Origin of the sequence: Nocardia sp. NPDC003269, assembly GCF_042888005.1 — a bacterium.
Lineage (GTDB): Bacteria > Actinomycetota > Actinomycetes > Mycobacteriales > Mycobacteriaceae > Nocardia.
Window position 1 is genome coordinate 1286480 of the sequence record NZ_JBIAPA010000002.1, and the last position, 18766, is coordinate 1305245.

Annotated in this window: 20 protein-coding genes; 14 read left to right on the forward strand and 6 right to left on the reverse strand. The window is 71.4% G+C overall.

What is annotated here, in order from left to right; genetic code table 11:
• The first annotated feature begins 35 nt into the window (after nucleotides 1-35).
• Nucleotides 36-533, forward strand: coding sequence for a hypothetical protein (locus tag ACFYWJ_RS16315; RefSeq protein ID WP_355277339.1), 498 nt, complete (start codon nucleotides 36-38; stop codon nucleotides 531-533).
• A 56-nt stretch (nucleotides 534-589) separates the two neighbouring features.
• Here ACFYWJ_RS16315 and ACFYWJ_RS16320 read toward each other — a convergent pair whose 3' ends face one another.
• Nucleotides 590-1204: a hypothetical protein gene (locus tag ACFYWJ_RS16320; protein ID WP_355277337.1), complete on the reverse strand. Its 615-nt coding sequence runs from the start codon at nucleotides 1202-1204 to the stop codon at nucleotides 590-592.
• 79 nt (nucleotides 1205-1283) lie between these two features.
• On the opposite strand from ACFYWJ_RS16320, the gene ACFYWJ_RS16325 reads away from it, so the two are divergent.
• Nucleotides 1284-2105 (forward strand): acyl-CoA thioesterase II, encoded by an 822-nt coding sequence (locus ACFYWJ_RS16325; protein ID WP_355277334.1) that lies wholly within the window; start codon nucleotides 1284-1286, stop codon nucleotides 2103-2105.
• 9 nt (nucleotides 2106-2114) lie between these two features.
• Here ACFYWJ_RS16325 and ACFYWJ_RS16330 read toward each other — a convergent pair whose 3' ends face one another.
• The gene (locus tag ACFYWJ_RS16330; protein WP_387162799.1) at nucleotides 2115-3809 is read right to left on the reverse strand and encodes an APC family permease; all 1695 of its coding nucleotides are present in this window, start codon (nucleotides 3807-3809) and stop codon (nucleotides 2115-2117) included.
• Between the two features lie 211 nt (nucleotides 3810-4020).
• Here ACFYWJ_RS16330 and pdxT point away from each other — a divergent pair, with 211 nt between their 5' ends.
• Nucleotides 4021-4641 carry a pyridoxal 5'-phosphate synthase glutaminase subunit PdxT gene (gene pdxT / locus ACFYWJ_RS16335; RefSeq protein WP_355277328.1) on the forward strand — a complete coding sequence of 207 codons (621 nt, stop codon included), beginning with the start codon at nucleotides 4021-4023 and terminating at the stop codon, nucleotides 4639-4641.
• 92 nt (nucleotides 4642-4733) lie between these two features.
• Nucleotides 4734-5489 (forward strand): YebC/PmpR family DNA-binding transcriptional regulator, encoded by a 756-nt coding sequence (locus tag ACFYWJ_RS16340; protein ID WP_355277325.1) that lies wholly within the window; start codon nucleotides 4734-4736, stop codon nucleotides 5487-5489.
• 62 nt (nucleotides 5490-5551) lie between these two features.
• Here ACFYWJ_RS16340 and ACFYWJ_RS16345 read toward each other — a convergent pair whose 3' ends face one another.
• Nucleotides 5552-6052, reverse strand: coding sequence for an SRPBCC domain-containing protein (locus tag ACFYWJ_RS16345; RefSeq protein WP_355277323.1), 501 nt, complete (start codon nucleotides 6050-6052; stop codon nucleotides 5552-5554).
• Between the two features lie 105 nt (nucleotides 6053-6157).
• Between ACFYWJ_RS16345 and ACFYWJ_RS16350 the strand changes: the two genes are divergently transcribed.
• Nucleotides 6158-6667 (forward strand): O-acetyl-ADP-ribose deacetylase, encoded by a 510-nt coding sequence (locus tag ACFYWJ_RS16350; RefSeq protein ID WP_355277321.1) that lies wholly within the window; start codon nucleotides 6158-6160, stop codon nucleotides 6665-6667.
• Nucleotides 6668-6670: 3 nt separating this feature from the next.
• Here the strand turns inward: ACFYWJ_RS16350 and ACFYWJ_RS16355 are convergent, their stop codons facing one another.
• Nucleotides 6671-7366, reverse strand: coding sequence for a GntR family transcriptional regulator (locus ACFYWJ_RS16355; RefSeq protein WP_355277319.1), 696 nt, complete (start codon nucleotides 7364-7366; stop codon nucleotides 6671-6673).
• A gap of 200 nt (nucleotides 7367-7566) precedes the next feature.
• Here ACFYWJ_RS16355 and ACFYWJ_RS16360 point away from each other — a divergent pair, with 200 nt between their 5' ends.
• The 5 genes from ACFYWJ_RS16360 (at nucleotide 7567) to ACFYWJ_RS16380 (ending at nucleotide 12771) form a co-directional block, all read left to right on the forward strand.
• Nucleotides 7567-8703 carry an acetamidase/formamidase family protein gene (locus tag ACFYWJ_RS16360; protein WP_355277316.1) on the forward strand — a complete coding sequence of 379 codons (1137 nt, stop codon included), beginning with the start codon at nucleotides 7567-7569 and terminating at the stop codon, nucleotides 8701-8703.
• Nucleotides 8700-10010: an amidase family protein gene (locus tag ACFYWJ_RS16365; RefSeq protein ID WP_355277314.1), complete on the forward strand. Its 1311-nt coding sequence runs from the start codon at nucleotides 8700-8702 to the stop codon at nucleotides 10008-10010. The genes ACFYWJ_RS16360 and ACFYWJ_RS16365 overlap by 4 nt, the downstream gene beginning before the upstream one ends.
• 82 nt (nucleotides 10011-10092) lie before the next feature.
• On the forward strand, nucleotides 10093-11064 hold the full coding sequence (locus ACFYWJ_RS16370; RefSeq protein ID WP_355277311.1) for an ABC transporter substrate-binding protein: 972 nt from the start codon (nucleotides 10093-10095) through the stop codon (nucleotides 11062-11064).
• Complete coding sequence (locus ACFYWJ_RS16375) at nucleotides 11061-11945, forward strand: ABC transporter permease (RefSeq protein ID WP_355277308.1); 885 nt, start codon at nucleotides 11061-11063, stop codon at nucleotides 11943-11945. The genes ACFYWJ_RS16370 and ACFYWJ_RS16375 overlap by 4 nt, the downstream gene beginning before the upstream one ends.
• A 19-nt stretch (nucleotides 11946-11964) precedes the next feature.
• Complete coding sequence (locus ACFYWJ_RS16380; RefSeq protein WP_355277305.1) at nucleotides 11965-12771, forward strand: ABC transporter ATP-binding protein; 807 nt, start codon at nucleotides 11965-11967, stop codon at nucleotides 12769-12771.
• Between the two features lie 87 nt (nucleotides 12772-12858).
• Here the strand turns inward: ACFYWJ_RS16380 and ACFYWJ_RS16385 are convergent, their stop codons facing one another.
• Nucleotides 12859-14121, reverse strand: coding sequence for an amidohydrolase family protein (locus ACFYWJ_RS16385; protein WP_355277302.1), 1263 nt, complete (start codon nucleotides 14119-14121; stop codon nucleotides 12859-12861).
• Nucleotides 14122-14204: 83 nt separating this feature from the next.
• Nucleotides 14205-14858, reverse strand: coding sequence for a GntR family transcriptional regulator (locus ACFYWJ_RS16390; RefSeq protein ID WP_355277300.1), 654 nt, complete (start codon nucleotides 14856-14858; stop codon nucleotides 14205-14207).
• Nucleotides 14859-15039: 181 nt separating this feature from the next.
• Between ACFYWJ_RS16390 and ACFYWJ_RS16395 the strand changes: the two genes are divergently transcribed.
• From ACFYWJ_RS16395 to ACFYWJ_RS16410, 4 genes are all read left to right on the forward strand, one after another.
• Entirely contained in the window at nucleotides 15040-15786 is a 747-nt protein-coding gene (locus ACFYWJ_RS16395) for a sulfite exporter TauE/SafE family protein (RefSeq protein ID WP_355277297.1), read from the forward strand.
• A 31-nt stretch (nucleotides 15787-15817) separates the two neighbouring features.
• Nucleotides 15818-17020: an amidohydrolase gene (locus ACFYWJ_RS16400; RefSeq protein WP_355277295.1), complete on the forward strand. Its 1203-nt coding sequence runs from the start codon at nucleotides 15818-15820 to the stop codon at nucleotides 17018-17020.
• A 68-nt stretch (nucleotides 17021-17088) separates the two neighbouring features.
• Entirely contained in the window at nucleotides 17089-17904 is an 816-nt protein-coding gene (locus ACFYWJ_RS16405; protein WP_355277293.1) for an ABC transporter ATP-binding protein, read from the forward strand.
• The gene (locus tag ACFYWJ_RS16410; protein ID WP_355277290.1) at nucleotides 17901-18755 is read left to right on the forward strand and encodes an ABC transporter permease; all 855 of its coding nucleotides are present in this window, start codon (nucleotides 17901-17903) and stop codon (nucleotides 18753-18755) included. Before ACFYWJ_RS16405 ends, ACFYWJ_RS16410 begins: the two co-directional genes overlap by 4 nt.
• Nucleotides 18756-18766 lie beyond the last annotated feature (11 nt).

Here is an 18766-nt window from a genome sequence, read left to right on the forward strand (position 1 = left end):
GGCGAAGAGCCTGACCCGAACGTAAGGACGAGTGGATGAAGTTTGGTAAGACCGGACGTATCGCTATCGCAGGTCTGGCCGTGGTCGCGGCTCTCGGGCTGAGCGCGTGCAGCGACGACAAGGGCGACAAGCCCGCCGCGAAGACCACCACCAGCGCCAAGGCCCCGGCCACGAACGCCGCGAACCTGCCGCCCGTGCCGACGGTTCCGCAGCTGAGCGAGCAGCTCACCACCGCGCTGGATCCCGCCGTCCCGAACGAGCAGAAGCTCGACTTCGTGCAGGGTGTCTCCGCCGATCCGGAGCTGCCGAACCGTTTGGCCCAGGCGGCCAAGGACGCCAATGTGCAGGTGCAGGTCACCGAGGTGACCTCCTTCGGTGACAGTGTGAACGCGAAGGCGAACTTCACGGTGAACGGTCAGACCAATGTGGTCGATGTGCCGTTCGTGGCCGAGGACGGCAAGTGGAAGGTCCAGAAGGCCTGGGCGTGCACCATGCTGACCAACCTGGGTCAGCAGTCGGTCGCCTGCGCCTGATCCCGTGACCCGAGAGCCCCGGCCGGTGTATCGGCCGGGGCTCTCGACTATCCGGGTCATGGGCCGATGCGCAGGGCCGCCCGGTCCGGGTGGTCCCAGCGCAGTGTCCAGGTGGCGGTCTCGGGGTGTTCGGCGGCGTGCTCGCGCAGGGCGGGCAGCGTCCACCGCTCCGCGGGCGGGGTGCGGCGCAGCGCGGCCTGGTCGCTCAGCTCGAGACGCACGGTGAGATCGAAGTCCAGGCCGCGACCCAGCAGCATCGGCCCGGCGAGCACCAGGACCAGATCGGCGGGCGCGGGGCGGATCGAGGCCCTGGCCGACCGGTCCCGCGCCTCGTCCCAGAGCGCGGGCAACCAGCGCCCGGCGGTCCGGACCGCGTCGAGGATCTCGCGGCGCACCGCGTCGTAGTCGAACCAGGCTGTGCGATAAGACCATTCGTCGTCGCGGCCGTATTCCATCCGCAGCGAGGCCGGGCGGACGAAATCGTGCAGCGCGACCACTTCGGCCGACCGTCCCCGCTCGGCGAGCGTGTCGGCGATCCGGCGGGCCAGCTCGACCGGCGCGGCCGCGTCGGCACCGTCGACGGCGAGCACCCGTCGTCCCGGCAAGGCGGCCAGCCGGTCGGCGACGAGCCCCGCCACCGCCGCGGGGGAGATGGGCGTGAACGTCGGCACCGCACTATCACAGCAAATTCCGGGGCACAGTGCCGAGCCGGACAGACCAGACAGCAGGCGACGGGATAATCTCGAGCGCATGGCGACTATCGAAGAGGCGCTCGAGATCGAGCAGCTGGAACGGGACATCTTCCGTGGTGCGGCCACCGAATCCCAGCTGACGCGCACCTTCGGCGGCCAGGTCGCGGGCCGGGCACTGGTCTCGGCGGTGCGCACCGTCGACCCCGCCTTCCAGGTGCACTCGCTGCACGGCTACTTCCTGCGACCGGGCAATCCGGAGGAACCCACCGTCTACCTGGTGGAGCGCATCCGCGACGGCCGGTCCTTCTGCACCCGCCGGGTCACCGGCGTGCAGGACGGCCAGGCGATCTTCACGATGTCGGCCTCGTTCCACCGCGGCGACGAGGGGCCGGAGCACCAGGACGTGATGCCCGCGGTCGAAGGGCCGGACCTGCTGCCCGACGCCAGCGTCACCATGAGCCCCGAGCGGCTGTGGGCGATGCGCGAGTGGGAGCACTGGGACATCCGCACCGTCCCGTCGGATCAGGTCACCCAGCGGGAGGGCTTCGTCTCCCAGCAGCAGGTGTGGTTCCGGTACCGCCACAAGCTGCCCGACGACCCGCTGTTCCACGTCTGCACCCTCGCCTACATGAGCGATATGACGCTGCTCGGTTCGTCCAAGGTGGCCCACCCCGGTGAGCCGACCCAGGACGCCTCGCTCGACCACGCGATGTGGTTCCTGCGCCCGTTCCGCGCCGACGAATGGCTGCTCTACGACCAGTCCTCGCCCTCGGCCGGGTTCGGTCGCGCGCTCACCGGCGGCCGGATCTGGGACCGCGACGGCAACCTTGTCGCCGCGGTCGTCCAGGAGGGCCTGATCCGGACGCCGCGCCACAAGTAGGCCGGGGTCTCAGCTCACCTGGACGCGCAGGTGGCACACCACGGTGTCGGGCATCTTGCGCAGGACGCGTTCGAGCTCGTCGCTGCGATGGCTCGGCAGGACCCGCGCCCAGCCCGAGGGCGGATCGATCTCCGCGATGACGACCACCTTGCGCCGGCCCGCGAAATGCGTACGGACGTAGGCGGCGACGGGTCCGCCGACGGTCGCGTCGCTGTCCTCGAGCATGACCAGGTGGACTTCGGGATGCCACGCCTCCCACGCCTCGGCGAACGCCGTCGCCGACTCGCCGGGCAGGCAGACGTGCACCGCGGTGACGTCGTCACCGATCGACATGGCCGCCGACAGCGCCTCCCGGCTCAGCTCACAGACCTCGGCGATCGGCACGATGATGGCGGTGCCGGTGCGGCGCGGTGGCGCGGGCAGGACGCCGACGATGCCGCGGGAATGTCCGATCCTGGTGTAGGCGTTGCGGATTCGCTCCATCCCGACCATGAGCGCGGGCAGGACCAGCACGATCAGCCAGGCGCCTTCGGCGAACTTCATCGCGGTGGTGACGATCGCGGCGACGAAGGTCAGCACGGCGCCGAAGCCGTTGAGCGCGATCCGCCACCGCCAGCCGTCGCTCCTGGCCTGCCACCAGTGCAGGACCATGCCGGTCTGCGCGATGGTGAAACCGACGAACACGCCGATCGCGAACAGGGGGACCAGGACGTTCATCTTGCCCGCGGCCGCCACCAGCAGCGCCGCGGCGCTCACGCCGAGAGTCAGCACGCCGTAGCGATACACCTGGCGCGGCGTCGCGACGGCGAAGCGGTGGGGCAGGCAATTGTCGTCGGCGAGCAGCCGGGTCAGCGTCGGCAGGCCGCCGTAGGAGGTGTTGGCCGCCAGCGCCAGCAGCACCACCGTCGCGAACTGCACGACGTAGTAGCCGACCCCGTGACCCAGCGCCGCCTCGGTCAGCTGCGAGAGCACGGTGGTGCCCTCGATCGGCCGCAGCGAGAACTTCTCGATCAGGACCGCCAGCCCGATCAGCATCGTGCCGAGCAGCAGCCCCAGCGCGACCTCGGCCCGCTGCGCGCGCTCGACCCGAGGTTCCTGGAAGCTGGGCACCGCGTTGGCGATCGCCTCCACGCCGGTCAGCGCCGCGCACCCGCTGGAGAACGCCTTGAGCAACAGCAGCACGCCCACGGTGTGGATATCGCTCACCGCCGCCGTCCCGGTGGTGACAGCGGCGGGCTCCGAGCGCAGCAACCCGCCGATGATCACCACGAAGATCCCCGCCACGAACACCGCCGTCGGCACCATGAACGCACGAGCGCTCTCGGTGATGCCGAGCAGGTTCAGCGCGGTGATGCCGACCAGCACCGCCAGGCAGATCCAGATCGTGTAGTGGTGCAATGCGGGGAACGCCGAGGTCAGCGCCGCGACACCGGCGGCGATCGACACCGCCACGTTCAGCACGTAGTCCACGATCAGCGAGGCGGCCGCCAGCAGGCTGGTGCGGTGCCCGAGATGACGCTTGGCGACCGCGTAGGCGCCGCCGCCGTTCGGGAACGCCGCGATGACCTGGCGGTAGGAGGCGATGAGGACCGCCAGCAGGGCGGCGATGGCCAGCGTCACCGGCAGGGTCATCCCGAGGCCGAGACCGCCCGCGGTGGCCAGCACCAGGACGATCGCCTCGGGGCCGTAGGAGACCGACGCCATCGCGTCCAGGGACAGCCCGGCCAATCCGGTCGAGACGGTGAGCCCGCGACGGTGCGCGACGATCGGCGCTGGTCCGGAGCTCCTGCGTGGCAGAAGTGCAATCACACACCGAGTGTCGACCCGATCCGGGCGAATGCACCCCGGCGTTGACGGAATGTTGACAAAGACCGTGAGCGGGCGCACACCGGCCCGCCTCGTAAGCTCAGCGCCTGTGAACGCAACCTCGCCTGCCGCCCGGCCGACCATCGGCGTCCTCGCGCTCCAGGGTGACGTGCGCGAACACGTTGCCGCGCTGGACCACTGTGGCGCCGACGCGGTGCTGGTGCGGCGCGAAGCCGAGCTGGCCGCCGTCGACGGACTGGTGCTGCCCGGCGGTGAGTCGACCGCCATCTCCAAGCTGCTGCAGGCCTTCGACCTGCTCGAGCCGCTGCGCGCCCGGCTGCGCGACGGGCTGCCCGCCTTCGGCTCCTGCGCGGGCATGATCCTGCTGGCCTCGGAGGTGCTCGACACCAGGGCCGACGCCCAGCACCTGTCCGGCATCGATATGACGGTGCGCCGCAACGCCTTCGGCCGTCAGGTCGACTCCTTCGAGACCGACCTCGAGTTCGCCGGGCTCGACACGCCGGTGCGGGCCGTGTTCATCCGCGCCCCGTGGGTCGAGCGGGTCGGCGCGGGTGTCGAGGTCCTGGCCCGGGTGCCGCACGGTCCGGCGCAGGGTCGCATCGTCGCCGCCCGGCAGGGCAATGTCGTGGCGACCTCGTTCCACCCCGAGGTGACCGGCGATCTGCGGGTGCACGAACTGTTCGTCGACCTGGTTCGTTCGGCACGGTAACGCCCGCGGCCACTGCGCGCGCACGGTCCGAGTAGGCTGGATCGAGCTTGTCCGCCCGGGCAGACGCGCAACCGACCTGAAGGAAGTAGGGCATGAGCGGCCACTCCAAATGGGCCACCACCAAGCACAAGAAGGCGGGAATCGACGCCAAGCGCGGCAAACTCTTCGCCAAGCTGATCAAGAACATCGAGGTGGCGGCCCGCACTGGTGGTAGTGACCCTGCGGGTAACCCGACGCTGTACGACGCCATCCAGAAGGCGAAGAAGTCGTCGGTCCCCAACGACAACATCGAGCGCGCCCGCAAGCGCGGCGGCGGCGAGGAAGCCGGCGGCGCCGACTGGCAGACGATCATGTACGAGGGCTACGGCCCCAACGGCGTCGCCGTGCTGATCGAGTGCCTCACCGACAACCGCAACCGCGCCGCGGGCGAGGTCCGCGTCGCGATGACCCGCAACGGCGGCAACATGGCCGACCCGGGTTCGGTGGCGTACCTGTTCGGCCGCAAGGGTGTGGTGACCCTCGAGAAGAACGGCCTGTCCGAGGACGACATCCTCGAGCACGTCCTCGACGCGGGCGCCGAAGAGGTCAACGACCTGGGTGAGTCCTTCGAGATCATCAGCGAGCCCGGCGATCTGATCGCCGTGCGCAGCGCCCTGCAGGCCGCGGGCATCGACTACGACTCGGCCGAGTCCGGCTTCCAGGCGTCGGTGTCGGTCGCGGTCGACGCCGAGGGCGCCCGCAAGGTGCTCAAGCTGGTCGACGCGCTCGAGGACAGCGACGACGTGCAGAACGTCTACACCAACGTCGACATCTCCGACGAGGTCGCCGCCGAGCTCGACGACGAGTAGCGACACACGCACACACGCACCGCCCCGGCCGGGACTTCGGCCGGGGCGGTGCGTGTTTCGGGCTAGGACGCGCGCTCGGTGTAGTACGCCGCCATCGACGGGTAGTAATCCGCGAACTTCGGGCGCTCGGTCTGCGTGCACGCGGCGACGAACATGTCCGCGTAGTACTCCCAGCCGGGACCGATCTGCGGGATCTCGGCCAGCTGGTACTCCGAGGTGAGGTGGTGGACCAGGCGCACGTCGGTGGCCGCCCCGGTGTCGAGCAGCGTCACCTCGAGCCGCCACACCCCGATCTGATCGGTCGAGGACAGCCCGAGATGGATCGGCGGGGTGCAGTCGTCGATGTTCATGCCCGTCCACGGCTCGCCCTCCTCGAACCGCATCTGCACCCGGATGGTGTTGCCGGTGCCCGCTTCGCCCTCCCAGGTGCCGTACCAGCCCGCGGTCAGGTGCGGATCGGTCAGTCGGGCCCACACCTCCTCGATCGGCAGGCCCAGCGACCGGGTGATCAGCAGATCACGGCCGTCGGGTGTCGGCTGGAGCTCGCCGGTGGGTGTGGGCATGCGCGGTTCTCCTCGGCTCGGGTGGAGCGACGATCTGCGACGGTGTCGACGGTACGCCGCGATATCCGCTGGTGTCGCGCTCGGCGCGGCGAGCAGAATGGTCCGATGACCCGGATCGAGGCCGTACGCGGCGACATCACCGAACAGGCGGTCGACGCGGTGGTCAATGCCGCCAACTCCTCGCTGCTCGGCGGTGGCGGCGTCGACGGCGCGATCCACCGCAAGGGTGGGCCCGAGATCCTGTCCGCGTGCCGTGACCTGCGCGCCTCGCACTACGGGAAGGGCCTGGCGACCGGTCAGGCGGTCGCGACGACCGCGGGACGGCTGCCCGCGCGCTGGGTGATCCACACCGTCGGCCCGGTGTGGTCGGCCACCGAGGACCGCTCGGACCTGCTGGCCTCCTGCTATCGCGAATCCCTGCGCGTCGCCGCCGAACTGGGTGCTCGCACGGTCGCGTTCCCGGCCATCTCCACGGGCATCTTCGGCTGGCCGAAGGACGACGGCGCCCGCATCGCCGTGGCGACCGTGCGCGCGGCCGACCCGGCCGTCGACGAGGTGCGGTTCGTGCTGTTCGACGATCGCGCGCTCGCGGTGTTCACCGCGGCCCTGGGCTGAGCGCTACCGGGGCGAACTGATCTCCCTGACCTCGCGCAGGTGCTGTTCCATCGCGGCGGCCGCCGCCGGGCCGTCGTGGGCGTCGACCGCGCGCAGGATCTCGATGTGCCCGTGCACCGAGATCCGGCGGCCCAGGGGCGTGCGGTGCGAGAGCACCCGGGTGTGTCTGGTCCACTCGGTGGTCATCGTGCACAGCGTCACCAGCAGAGGGTTCTGCGCCGAATGGGCCAGCAGCGTGTGGAATTCGATGTCGAGGGCCATCGATTCCTCGGGGCTCAGCGACTCGTCGGAGCGGTCGAGGACCGCGTGCAGGGACAGCAGATTCGATTCCAGCGCCCGCTGGGCGGCGAGCTGGGCGATGCGGGGTTCGACCAGATCGCGGAGCTCGGTCGCGTAGCCGAGTTCGGTATCGAGGTCGGCGAGGTTGTCGTGGAGTTCGGCCGCGCCGCGGGACGGATCGGTGACGGTGCTGCCGCGCCCCTGCCTGCGGTCGACGAGCTTCTTGGACTCCAGTTCGAACATCGCCTCGCGCAACGAGGATCGGGAGACCTGGAGCGTGGCCGCCAGTTCCCGCTCCGGCGGCAACCGATCGCCCGCGCGCAGCGCGCCGTCGATGATCAGCCGTTCCAGGTGCGCGGCCACCTCGGCGCCGACACTGCCGGTGCGGCGACGGAGCGGGGGAATGGGCGCGACGCTCACGAACGGACTCCCTCACGAGGCTGAATTGGTCCGGCCAATCTTACTCGAGCCCCTGGATACCGGCACATATTGCGCCGGCGTAAAGCCTCTGTTACGCAAGTTTCGCCCGGTAGCAAGGGGTTTCATAGTGGCATACCGTTATCGAATCAGATGGTCGGACCAATATTCGGCATCGGCTCGTTGACAGCGGAGGAACCACCGTGACCGCAGTGGCAGGCGACCAGATCGCGGCAGCATTCCCGGTCCTGCAACAGGGCGCCGGACTCGCCCCGGGGGCCACCTACGTGCCCGCCGATCCGGCGCGGGTGCTCTGGGGCAGGCTCCCGAAGCGGGGAGACACCCCGGTGACGACCGTGGCGCCGGGCGCGACGGTCGTGATCGACACGATCAGCCACGAGGGCCTGCTCGACGACCAGGGCTCCGACCCGGCCGCGTACTTCGGCGGTCACGGCGTGGCCAGGGACCAGGTCCTCGACGACGCGGTCGAGGTGGTCGCGCGGCGGACCCGCGCGGCCGGGGCGGGCCCGCACATCGTCACCGGGCCGATCGCGGTCGCCGGGGCGCGCCCCGGCGATCTGCTCGCCGTCCGGGTCGAGCACCTGGCCCTGCGCGCGCCCTACGGCGTCATCTCCACCCGGCACGGTCGCGGCATGCTGGCGGGCACGGCGTACGACGGGTCCTACGGCCAGTTCTGCACGGTGACCGGGGAGCCCGACGCGTGGTTCGGCGCCATGCCGATCGCGCCCGGCAGCGCGCACCAGGCGCGATTCCCGCTGGCGCCGTTCCTCGGCATCATGGGCGTCGCCACCGACAGCGCGGATCGGGCGCACTCGGTGCCGCCCGGTCCGCACGGCGGCAATATCGACGTCAAGCTGCTCACGCCCGGCGCCACCCTGTTCCTGCCGGTGCAGGTGCCCGACGCGTTGTTCTACGTCGGTGACCCGCATTTCGCGCAGGGCGACGGGGAGGTCGCGCTCACCGCGCTGGAAGCGCCGCTGCGGGCGACGGTGCGGCTGGACCTGATCGCGGCCGACCAGGTCGCCGATCTCGGTATCGGCCCGTTCGCCGCGGGCCACGGGCTGGTGATCCCGACCGGGCTCGATCCCGATCTCGACACCGCGCTGTCGCTGTGCGTCGGCAACGCCGTCGACCTGCTGGGCGCGCTGTTCGAGACCGATCCCCGCCGCGCCTACCTCTACCTCAGTGCCGCCGCCGATTTCACCGTCTCGCAGGCGGTCGACCTGACCAGGGGCGTGCACGGCAAGATCCGCATCGCCGACTTCGCGCACACCGCGAGCACCGAGCTGGCCCGCTACGTCCTGGAGCGGGCCCGGTGACCGCGCGAGTGCGCGACGCGGTGGACACCACGGTGTGGCGTGAGATCGGCGCGCCACTGGTCCCCGCGACGGCCACCGGCCCGCTGACCGGGCACACCGTGGCGGTGAAGGATCTGTTCGCGGTGGCCGGGTATCCCGTCGGCGCCGGGGTCGCCGCCTACCTCTCCGAGCGCGCCCCCGAATCCCGGCACGCCACCATCGTGGCCGCACTCCTCGCGGCGGGCGCTGATCTCACCGGCATCGCCACCACCGACGAATTCGCCTACAGCATCACCGGCGGCAACGGCCGCACCGGAATGCCGGTGAATCCCGCTGCGCCACAGCGTGTTCCGGGCGGCTCGTCCAGCGGACCCGCGGTCGCGGTCGCCCGGGGCGAGGCGAGCATCGGGCTCGGCACCGACACCGCGGGCTCTATTCGGGTGCCCGGCGCGTACCAGGGACTCTGGGGAATCCGGACCACTCACGGCAGTCTCGACACCACCGGCCTGCTGCCGCTGGCCCCGTCGTTCGACACGATCGGCTGGCTCGCCCGCGACGCCGCCACCCTCGCCGCTGTCACCGAGGCGGTGTTTGCCGCGCGGCAGGCTCCGGCCGATCCAGGCCGCGTGGCTCCGGATGATCCGCCAGTCAGTGGAGCATGCGGCCCCGTCGCGCCCACGGCCGCGCGTGCCCGGACTCGGACGGCGGCAGCGCCGCGGGTGCCGGGTGCTGTGCAGCGAACCGAGCCCGGGCGACTCGTCGTCGATCCGGCGTTGTGCGCCGCCGCGCCGTCGTCGGCCGAGCAGTGCCTGTGGGCCGCACGCGAACTCGGTGCCGTACGGGTCGCTCTCGGCGCCGAGCTGGACCGCTGGTTCGGTGCCTTCCGGACCGTGCAGGCGCACGAGGCGTGGGCCGCGCACGGCGACTGGATCGTCGCCCATCCCGGCGCCCTCGAGCCCGAAGTGGCCGACCGGTTCGCCTGGGCGGCAACGGTCACCGATGAGGGCGCCGCTGCCGCACGGAATCTCGTGGCCCAGGCGTCGGTGCGGATCACCGATGTCGTGGGCGACGGGGTGCTGCTGCTGCCGACCACGGCCGGCCCGCCCCCGTATCGCGACGCCGACGTCCGCACTCGCGATGCCGCGCGCACCGCCACCCTGCGCCTGACCTGTCTCGCCGCGATCGCGGGCCTGCCCGCGGTCACCCTGCCGCTACCGCGTCACGACGGGCTTCCCATCGGGTTGTGCCTGCTAGGCGCGGCCCACACCGACCACGCGCTGATCGGGCTGGCTGCCCGGTGCGCCTCGGCCCTCACCGGTTCCGCCTGACCACCCTTTGTACGACCCGCCACCTCGACGGCGTGGTCCCGGCATCGCGGGCGGCGGCGCCGGACACTCGATAGGAATCATCATGAAACATCCATCGCGACACGTCCTCTCGGCGTTGTTCACCGCACTGATGCTGGTCCTCGGCCTGACCGCGTGCATCGCCACGCCCGACGGCGGCGGCGACCCGGCCACGATCAAGATCGGCACCCTGCGCGGCCAGCCCCACCTCTACGCGCCCTACTTCATGCAGCGGTTCGCGCCCGCGGGCACCACCTACGACATCGTGCTGTTCGAGAACTCACCCGACATCAAGAACGCGCTCGCCTCGGGCGCCATCGACTTCGGTGTCCTCGGCGCGCCGTCGATGCTGGCGGGCAGCGCGGCGGGTCAGGACGTGCGGATCGTGGCCTCGGCCGCCGACGGCGGGTCGGCGTTCGTCGGCAAACCCGAGATCGCGACACCGAACGACCTGCGCGGCAAGAAGATCGGCTTCCCGCCCGGCTCCTCCCAGGAGATCGTGCTGAAGCTGACGCTGCGCGCCCACGGTCTCGATCCGGCGACCGACGTCCAGCTGGTGAACCTGGCCTACTCGGACATGGCCAACGCCTACAGGTCCGGGCAGATCGACGCCTTCCTCAGCGCCGAGACCGCGCCGTCGATCGTCAAGCAGATCGGCGCGCACGCGATCGTCTCGCCCTACGACACCCCGATCGGCGGGGTGAACATCGTCTTCGGCACCCGGGGCGCGCTGATCGAGCAGGACCGCGATCGGGTCCAGCAGACCGTGCGCAGCTTCGTCCAGGCCATCGAGTTCATGAAGGGCGATCACCAGGCATGGGTCGACGGGCTCGTCAGCACCTTCGGCCTGGACCGCGCGATCGTCGAGACCGCGACCGGGAACGTCTGGCTGCGCTGGGAACTCGACGACGCGTACCGCGGCCGGGTCGGCGCGCTCGCCGAGCAGATGCGGGCCTTCGACCAGCTGGCCCGCACACCGGACCTGACGAAGGTCTTCGACACCGGGTTCCTGACCGCGGCGGGCGTCGGACGATGACCGCGCTCGACGCACCACCCACCGAGCGGCCGACCGCGCCGCCCGCCGCCGCACCCGGCACCCGGCGCGCGGTGCGGGTGCCGGGCAGGGTGGTCGCGGTGCTGTGGGCGCTGCCGGTCCCGCTGCTGCTCGGGCTGCTGTGGGACCGCGGTGTCGCGGGCGGCTGGACCCTGCCGTTCGGCATCCAGATGCGGTTCCTGCCCACGCCCTACGACGTGGCGCGGCGGCTGGCCGATCTCGCGGTCGGCGGCGTCATCGACGACACCTACAGCGGCACCCTCTGGCTGCACCTCTACGCCAGCACCCTGCGGGTCGTGCAGGGCTTCGCGCTGGCCGCCGCCGTCGCCATCCCGCTCGGGATCGTGATGGGCCGCTCCCGGCTGGTGTACCGGATGCTCGAACCGACCATCAACCTGGTGCGCCCGATCCCGGTCACCGCCTGGGCGCCGCTGTCGCTGCTGATCATCGGGTTCGGCGACCGCTCGACCATCTTCCTGGTGTTCCTGGCGGCGGTGTTCTCGATCCTGCTCAACACCATCGCGGGGGTCAGGGCGGTCCCGGAACGGTTGCTCGAGGCCGCCGCGATGCTGGGCACCCCACCCGCGCACACGCTGTACAAGGTGGTGCTGCCCGCCGCGGTGCCGAGCATCGTCGCCGGACTGCGGATCGCGCTCGGGCTGTCCTGGGTGATCCTGGTCGTCGGTGAGACGGTCGGCATCCGGATCGGGCTGGGCGCCTTGATCACCCAGGCCAGGGAGCAATCGCGGACCGATCTGATCATCGCGGTGATGATCGTGATCGGGCTGGCCGGATTCCTCGCCGACCGGCTGCTGATGCTGCTGGTCCGGCTCCTCGCGGGGCGCAGGCCCCTGCTCCCGTGACCACGCAGACAGGACCGGTATGAAGATCTACTCCACCCGCCGCCGCCCGCATCGCCCGGCGCGGATCGTCGTCGACGGACTCGGCAAGCGCTACCCCGGCGCACCCGGCTTCGCGGTCGACGGCGTCGAACTCGAGATCGCCGCGGGGGAATTCGTCTGTGTGGTCGGCGCGAGCGGCTGCGGCAAATCGACGCTGCTGCGCATTCTCGCCGGGTTCGAGGAGACCACCACCGGCGCCGTCACCGTCGGGGACGAACCGATCAGCGGACCCGGCCCGGAACGCGGGGTGGTCTTCCAGGACTACGGGCTGTTCCCATGGCTGACCGTCGCCGAGAACATCGCCTACGGACCGAGGCAGGCCAGGATGACCCGCCCCGACATCCGCGAGATCACCGACCGCTGGCTCGACACCGTCGGCCTCACCCGGGTGCGGACCTCGTTCCCGCACCAGCTCTCCGGCGGCATGCAGCAGCGGGTCGCCATCGCCCGGGTGCTGGCCAACAGCCCCGCCGTGCTGCTGATGGACGAACCGTTCGGCGCGCTGGACGCGCTCACCCGCACCGAGATGCAGGCCGAGCTCAAGCGCATCCACCGCGAGACCGCGGTGACCGTCGTCTTCGTCACCCACGGCATCGACGAGGCGGTGTATCTGGCCGATCGCGTGGTGGTGATGGCGGGTGGCTCGGCGCACGGCAACGCCGGGCACGTGCGCGAGATCGTCAAGATCGACCTGCCCGCCGAACGCGACTCCACCACACCGGAATTCAACGCCTACAAGCGGCGCATCGACGCGCTGGTCCACCAGGGAAACCGCACCCCGGTCTGATCGCCGGCCCGCGCGCGGTCCCGCCACGATCGGGGCCGCGCGCTGCGGACCCGCGTGCGGAGACGGCGGCGCGAGATCCGGTACCGGTCACCGCACCGGTACCGGGCGCAGGATTTCGGTGGTGCGCGTGGTGCGGGCGACGACGCGACCCGCTTTCACGACATAGCAGCGGTCGGGGCGGTCGAGCAGGGCGTCGGTGAGCCGGTGGGTCCCGAGGACGACGAGGTCGGCCTGCGCGCCGACCCGGATGCCGTGCCGGTCGCCGATGCCGAGCACCGCCGCCGCGTCGGCGGTGGCCATCGCCAGGACCCGGCGCAAGTCGTCGGCGCTCGACAGATGGCCGGTCTGGGCGAGGAACAGGCCGATATCGAGCAGGTCGGCGTTGCCGTAGGGAGTGAAGGCATTGCGAATGTTGTTGGAGGAGTAGGCGGTCGTGACCCCGGCCGCCCAGAGTTCCCGGACCGGGGCGACTCCGCGTCGCACGGCGGTCTCGTCTCCGCGGCCACCCAGATGCATGTCGGTCGCGGGCAGCGGGACCACCGCGACCCCGGCCTCGGCCAGGCGCGCTATCGTGGCCCGCCGCTCACCGGGTGGACGGCCGGCGAGCGAGGTGACGTGCCCGATCGCGACCCGGCCGCCGAGCCCGGCGCGCTCGGTGGCGGTGGCGATGTAGTCGGCCATGGCGAAGCGCGGATCGGTCGCGTCGTCGGCGAAATCGGCGTGGATGTCGACGGGGACACCGAATTCGGCGGCCAGCTCGAAGACCAGGTCGACGTGGCGTTCGCAGTCCGCGACGTCGGCTTCGTTGTAGGAGCACCCGCCGATCACGTCCGCGCCGCGCCCCAGCGCCGCGCGCAGCAGCTCGAGCGTGCCGGGCGCGCGCAGGATGCCCTCCTGTGGGAACGCGACGATCTGCAGATCGATCAGGCCGCGGTACTCCTCGCGCAGGTCCAGCAGTACCTCGACCCCGAGCAGTCCCACGATCGGGTCGACATCGGGATGGGCGCGGATCGCGGTGGTGCCGTGCGCGATCGCGAGGTCGAGCACCTTGCGGGCCCGCGCCGCCACGTCGGCGGCGGTGAAACCACGCTTGAGCTCCCCGGTGATCGCGATGGCGCCGGCCAGGGTGTTGTCGGGTGCGGTGGCCTGCGTGTCCAGTAGTGCCTTGTCCAGGTGGACGTGCGGTTCGATCAAACCGGGGATGACCACCCGTGCGGCGCAGTCGATCTCGGTCGCCGCCGGGCCCCGCAGGTCGGGTTCGACGGCGGTGATGATCCCGTCGGTGACGGCGATGTCGACGAGCTCGGCGTCATCGGCGACGCGGGCGCGGCGCAGCACTAGATCGGCCACGAAAACCTCCTGGACACACGGGGGGACCGTCTTTGTATACGACCATCGTGTTTCCGGGGGAGGCAGGCTATGCTGCGGGTGTGTTACGCGTCCGCTGGGCGGTTGCGCAGCCGGTAGGCGGAGTCGGCGTGGGCGATGTGCTCGGCGACCACCGCGCGGGCCCGCTCGGCGTCGCCGGCCTCCAGCGCGGCGCAGATCTGTTCGTGCTCGTGCCAGGAGTCCTCGGCCCGGCGCGGCAGCTCGACCGCGTACACCCAGGCGATCTTCCAGCTGAGCTGGGTGATCAGCTGGGTCAGCAGGGCGCTGCCCGACGCCTCGGCCAGTACCTCGTGGAAGCGGCTGTTGAGCCGGGCCAGCTCGTCGAGCCTGCCGTCGCGCACCGCCTCCTGGCCCAGCGAGGTGAGTTCTTTGAGCCTGCCCAGCTGTTCGGGGCTGTGCCGGGTGGCCGCGCGGCTCGCGCAGAGCGGCTCGAGCAGGGCGCGGATCTCGAGGAGATCGGCCGCCTCGGCCTCGGTCAGCTCGGCGACGAAGGTGCCCGCGTACGGCCGTGACGTGGCGAAACCCTCGGCTTCGAGGGTGCGCAGCGCTTCGCGCACCGGCACCCGGGAGACGCCGTAGCGCTCGGCCAGGGTGTCCTCGGTCAGGCGCTGGCCGGAGACGAAGTCGCCGCGGATGATGTCGTCGCGGATGGCCCGGCAGACCTGCTGCGGCGTCATCCGGCGCACGGTGCTGCTCACATCGCCTCCAGGGTCGATCGCGGGGGAGTGCCGCGCTGTTCGTCTACGATCCGCGGCCGATATCCCTCGAATCTACGGCATGGTGCCGCTCGACCGGCCGGTGGCGAGGCTCACCGGCGCTCACCGAGCCCCGCGTTATTCGTTCGTATACGATCGCGCCACGCTCTTCGGAAAGGTAGTCATGGATCCCGTGCACATGGCCCTGCTGCTGGCCGCTGGTGTCGGGGCAGGTTTCTGCAACGCCATCGCCGGCGGCGGCAGTCTGCTGTCGTTTCCCGCCCTGCTGGCGTTCGGGCTGCCGCCGGTCACCGCGACGGTCACCAATGCCGTCGCGGTGTGGCCCGGCTACCTGGGCGGCGCCGCGGCGCTGCGCAAGCGGACGGGGGAGTTCCGGGAACTGCTGCCGCGCCTGGTGATCGCCGGGACCGCGGGCGCGCTCGGCGGTGTCCTCGTGCTGCTCGCCGCACCGCCCGCGGTGTTCGCGGCGCTGGTGCCGTACCTGGTGCTCGGGGCCACCGCGCTGTTCGCGGCGCAGCCGTGGCTCTCCCGCAGACTGGCCGTGCGGCAATCGGATTCGCGGCTCCTGCTGTTCGCCGGGGTGTTCCTCGGCGGCGCGTACGGCGCCTACTTCAACGGCGGGATGGGGATCGTCCTGCTGACCGCGCTCGCGCTCGGCCTCGACGCCTCGGCGCAGCTGCTCAACGGGCTCAAGAGCGTGCTCACCGTCGCGGTGTCCACCACCGCGATGATCGCGGTCGCGCTGTTCGGTCCCGTGCATTGGCTCGCCGTCGCCCTCCTGGCGCCCGCCTGTCTCGCCGGTGGCGTGCTCGGTGCGCGGTTCGCCGACCGCCTGCGGCCCACCGTGTTCCGTGGGGTCGTGATCGTCTTCGGTGCCGGTGCGGGCACCGCCATGTTGCTCACCGCCTGACCAGGGCGATCGTCCCCGAGGAGGACCCGAGATGACCGAACTGCTCCTGCGCGGAGGCAGGCCGTGGACCCCGGGCGCCCCGCCGATCCCGGCCGACGTGCATCTGCGCGACGGCCGGATCGCCGCCATCGGCGCCGGACTCGACGCGCCCGCCGCCGAGGTGATCGACCTCGACGGCGCGCTCGTGCTGCCCGGCCTGGTCGACACCCACTGCCACCTGGACAAGACCCTGTGGAGCGGGCCGTGGGTACCGAACACGGGCGGCCGCACCCTGGCCGGGCGCATCGCCAACGGGGAGCGCCGCCGCGTCGAACTCGGTATCCCGAACGTCGACTACGCGGGAAACCTGCTCGCCGCCATGGTCGCCGCGGGCACGACCCACGTCCGCAGTCACGTCGACGTCGACCCCGAGATCGGGCTCGCCGGCATCGAGGTGGTCCGGGCCGCCGCGGCCCGGCACCGCGACCGCGTCGACGTGGAACTGGTCGCCTTCCCGCAGGGCGGCCTGCTCCGCCGCCCCGGCACCGCGAAACTGCTCGAGGCGGCGCTGGCCGACGGGGTCGAGGTGATCGGCGGGCTCGACCCCGCCGGCTACGACAACGACGCCGCCGGCCACCTCGATCTGATCTTCGGCCTGGCCGAGCGCTACGGCGCGAAGATCGACATCCACCTGCACGACGGTGGTTCCCTCGGCGCCTGGCAGTTCGGCTTGATCATCGAACGCACCCGCGCGCTCGGGCTCGCGGGGCGGGTCACCATCAGCCACGCCTACGCGATGGGTCAGCAGGAACCCGACGAGCAGCGCCGCATCGCCGACGAACTCGCCGCCGCGGGTGTCGCGATGGTGACCTGCGCGGTCGGCGAGGCGCCGGTGGTGCCGGTGCGGGTGCTGGCCGCGGCCGGGGCGACGCTGGCGCTGGGCAACGACGGCATCCGCGATCTGTGGACGCCCTACGGCGACGGCGACATGCTGCGCCGGATCGGCACCGTCGCCTACCGGGACCGCCTGGTTGCCGACGCGGAGATCGAGCTGGCGCTGCGGGCCGGAACCCACGGCGGCGCACAGGTTCTCGGCCTCGCCGAGTACGGGCTGACGCCGGGCGCGCCCGCCGATCTGTGCGTCGTGGACGGGGCGACGCCCGCCGCCGCGGTCGTCGCGCTGCCCCCGCGACGCCTGGTGCTCAAGCGCGGCCGGGTGGTCGCCGCGAACGGCGCGCTGAGCGCTGGGGATTGATCGTATACGAAACAAGCGTGTAATCCGCCGGACCGCGATCGGCAACGACCGGTCACTAGAAATAGTCCATGAGCGCAACGGCTTCCACCGCGTCGCCCGCCGCCGACTCGTATACGAGAATCGACAGCGGCCTCGACCCCGAACCGGCCCTGGCCTTCGACGGCGTTTCCCTCGTCTTCGGTGACGGCACCCGGGCCCTGTCCGATATCGACCTGCGGGTCCGGCCCGGCGAGTTCGTCTCGCTGGTCGGCCCGTCCGGCTGTGGGAAATCGACCCTGCTGCGGCTGGCCGCCGGCTTCGAACAGCCGACCGCGGGCCGTGTCGCGGTCGGCACCGGCAGACTGGGCTACGTCTTCCAGGAATCGACCCTGCTGGCCTGGCGCAGCGTCGCCGCCAATGTCGAATTGCCCGCCGAGCTGGCCGGTGTCGACCGGGCCACCCGGCGTGCGGACGCGCGGGACGCGATCGAGCGGGTCGGCCTGGCGGGCTTCGAGAAGCACAAGCCGGCGCAGCTGTCCGGCGGCATGCGGATGCGGGCCTCCATCGCCAGGGCGCTCACGCTGCGACCGGAGCTGTTCCTGTTCGACGAACCCTTCGGCGCGCTCGACGAGATCACCCGGCAGCGACTCAACGAGGAGGTCGGCGCGCTGTTCCGGCGCGACGGCTTCGCCGGTGTGTTCGTCACGCACTCGGTCGGCGAGGCGGTGTTCATGTCGACCCGGGTGGTCGTCCTGACCGGCAGGCCGGGCCGGGTGGCCGCCGAGATCGCGGTGCCCTTCGACTTCCCGCGGCTGCCGCAACTGCGCTACACCCCGGAGTTCGCGGCGATCTCGGCCGAGGTCTCGGCGGCGCTGCGCGGTGCCGAGCAGGAGACGGCCGCGTGACCGCCGTGGTGGTGCCCGGTGCCGGGCTCGGTGCGGCGGCGCCGCCGGCCCGGCGCCGCTGGCCGTTCCGGATCTCCCCGATCCGGATCCTCGCCCCGATCGTGGTGTTCGTCGCGGTGCTGGCCTGCTGGTCGCTGGTGAGTCACGTCCTGCTCGACCCGCAGTCGCGGTTCCTGCTGCCCGCGCCGGAACAGGTCATCGCCAAGGGCCTGCTCGACCCGGTCGCGCGGACCGCCATCCTGGCCGCGCTGTGGTCGACCGTGCAGGTGGCGCTGGTCGGGCTGGTCGTCGCGATCGCGCTCGGGGTGAGCTTCGCGGTGGTGATGAGCCAGGCGCGCTGGGCCGAGTACTCGCTGTACCCGTACGCGGTCGTGCTGCAGACGATTCCGATCCTCGCGGTGGTCCCGCTGTTCGGGTTCTGGTTCGGCTACGAGTTCTCCAGCCGGGTGATCGTGTGCGTCATGGTCTCGCTGTTCCCGGTCGTCACCAATACGCTGTTCGGCCTGAAATCGGTGGCGCCCGCCGAACACGACCTGTTCACCCTGCACGGGGCGAGCCGGTGGCAGCGGCTGCGGAAACTTCAGTTGCCCACCGCGCTGCCCGCGATGATCTCCGGCTTCAAGATCTCCGGTGGCATGGCGATCATCGGGTCCATCGTCGCCGACTTCTTCTTCCGGCAGGGCGAACCCGGCATCGGCCGGATGATCGACGTCTACCGCCAGCAGCTGGCCACCGAGGAACTGCTCACCGCGCTGCTGCTGTCCTCGCTCGTCGGCCTGATCCTGTTCTGGCTCTTCGACTTCCTGGCCCGGCGCGTCGACCGCGCGCAGGGTCTGCGCCGCGACGCCTGACCCCGACTGTC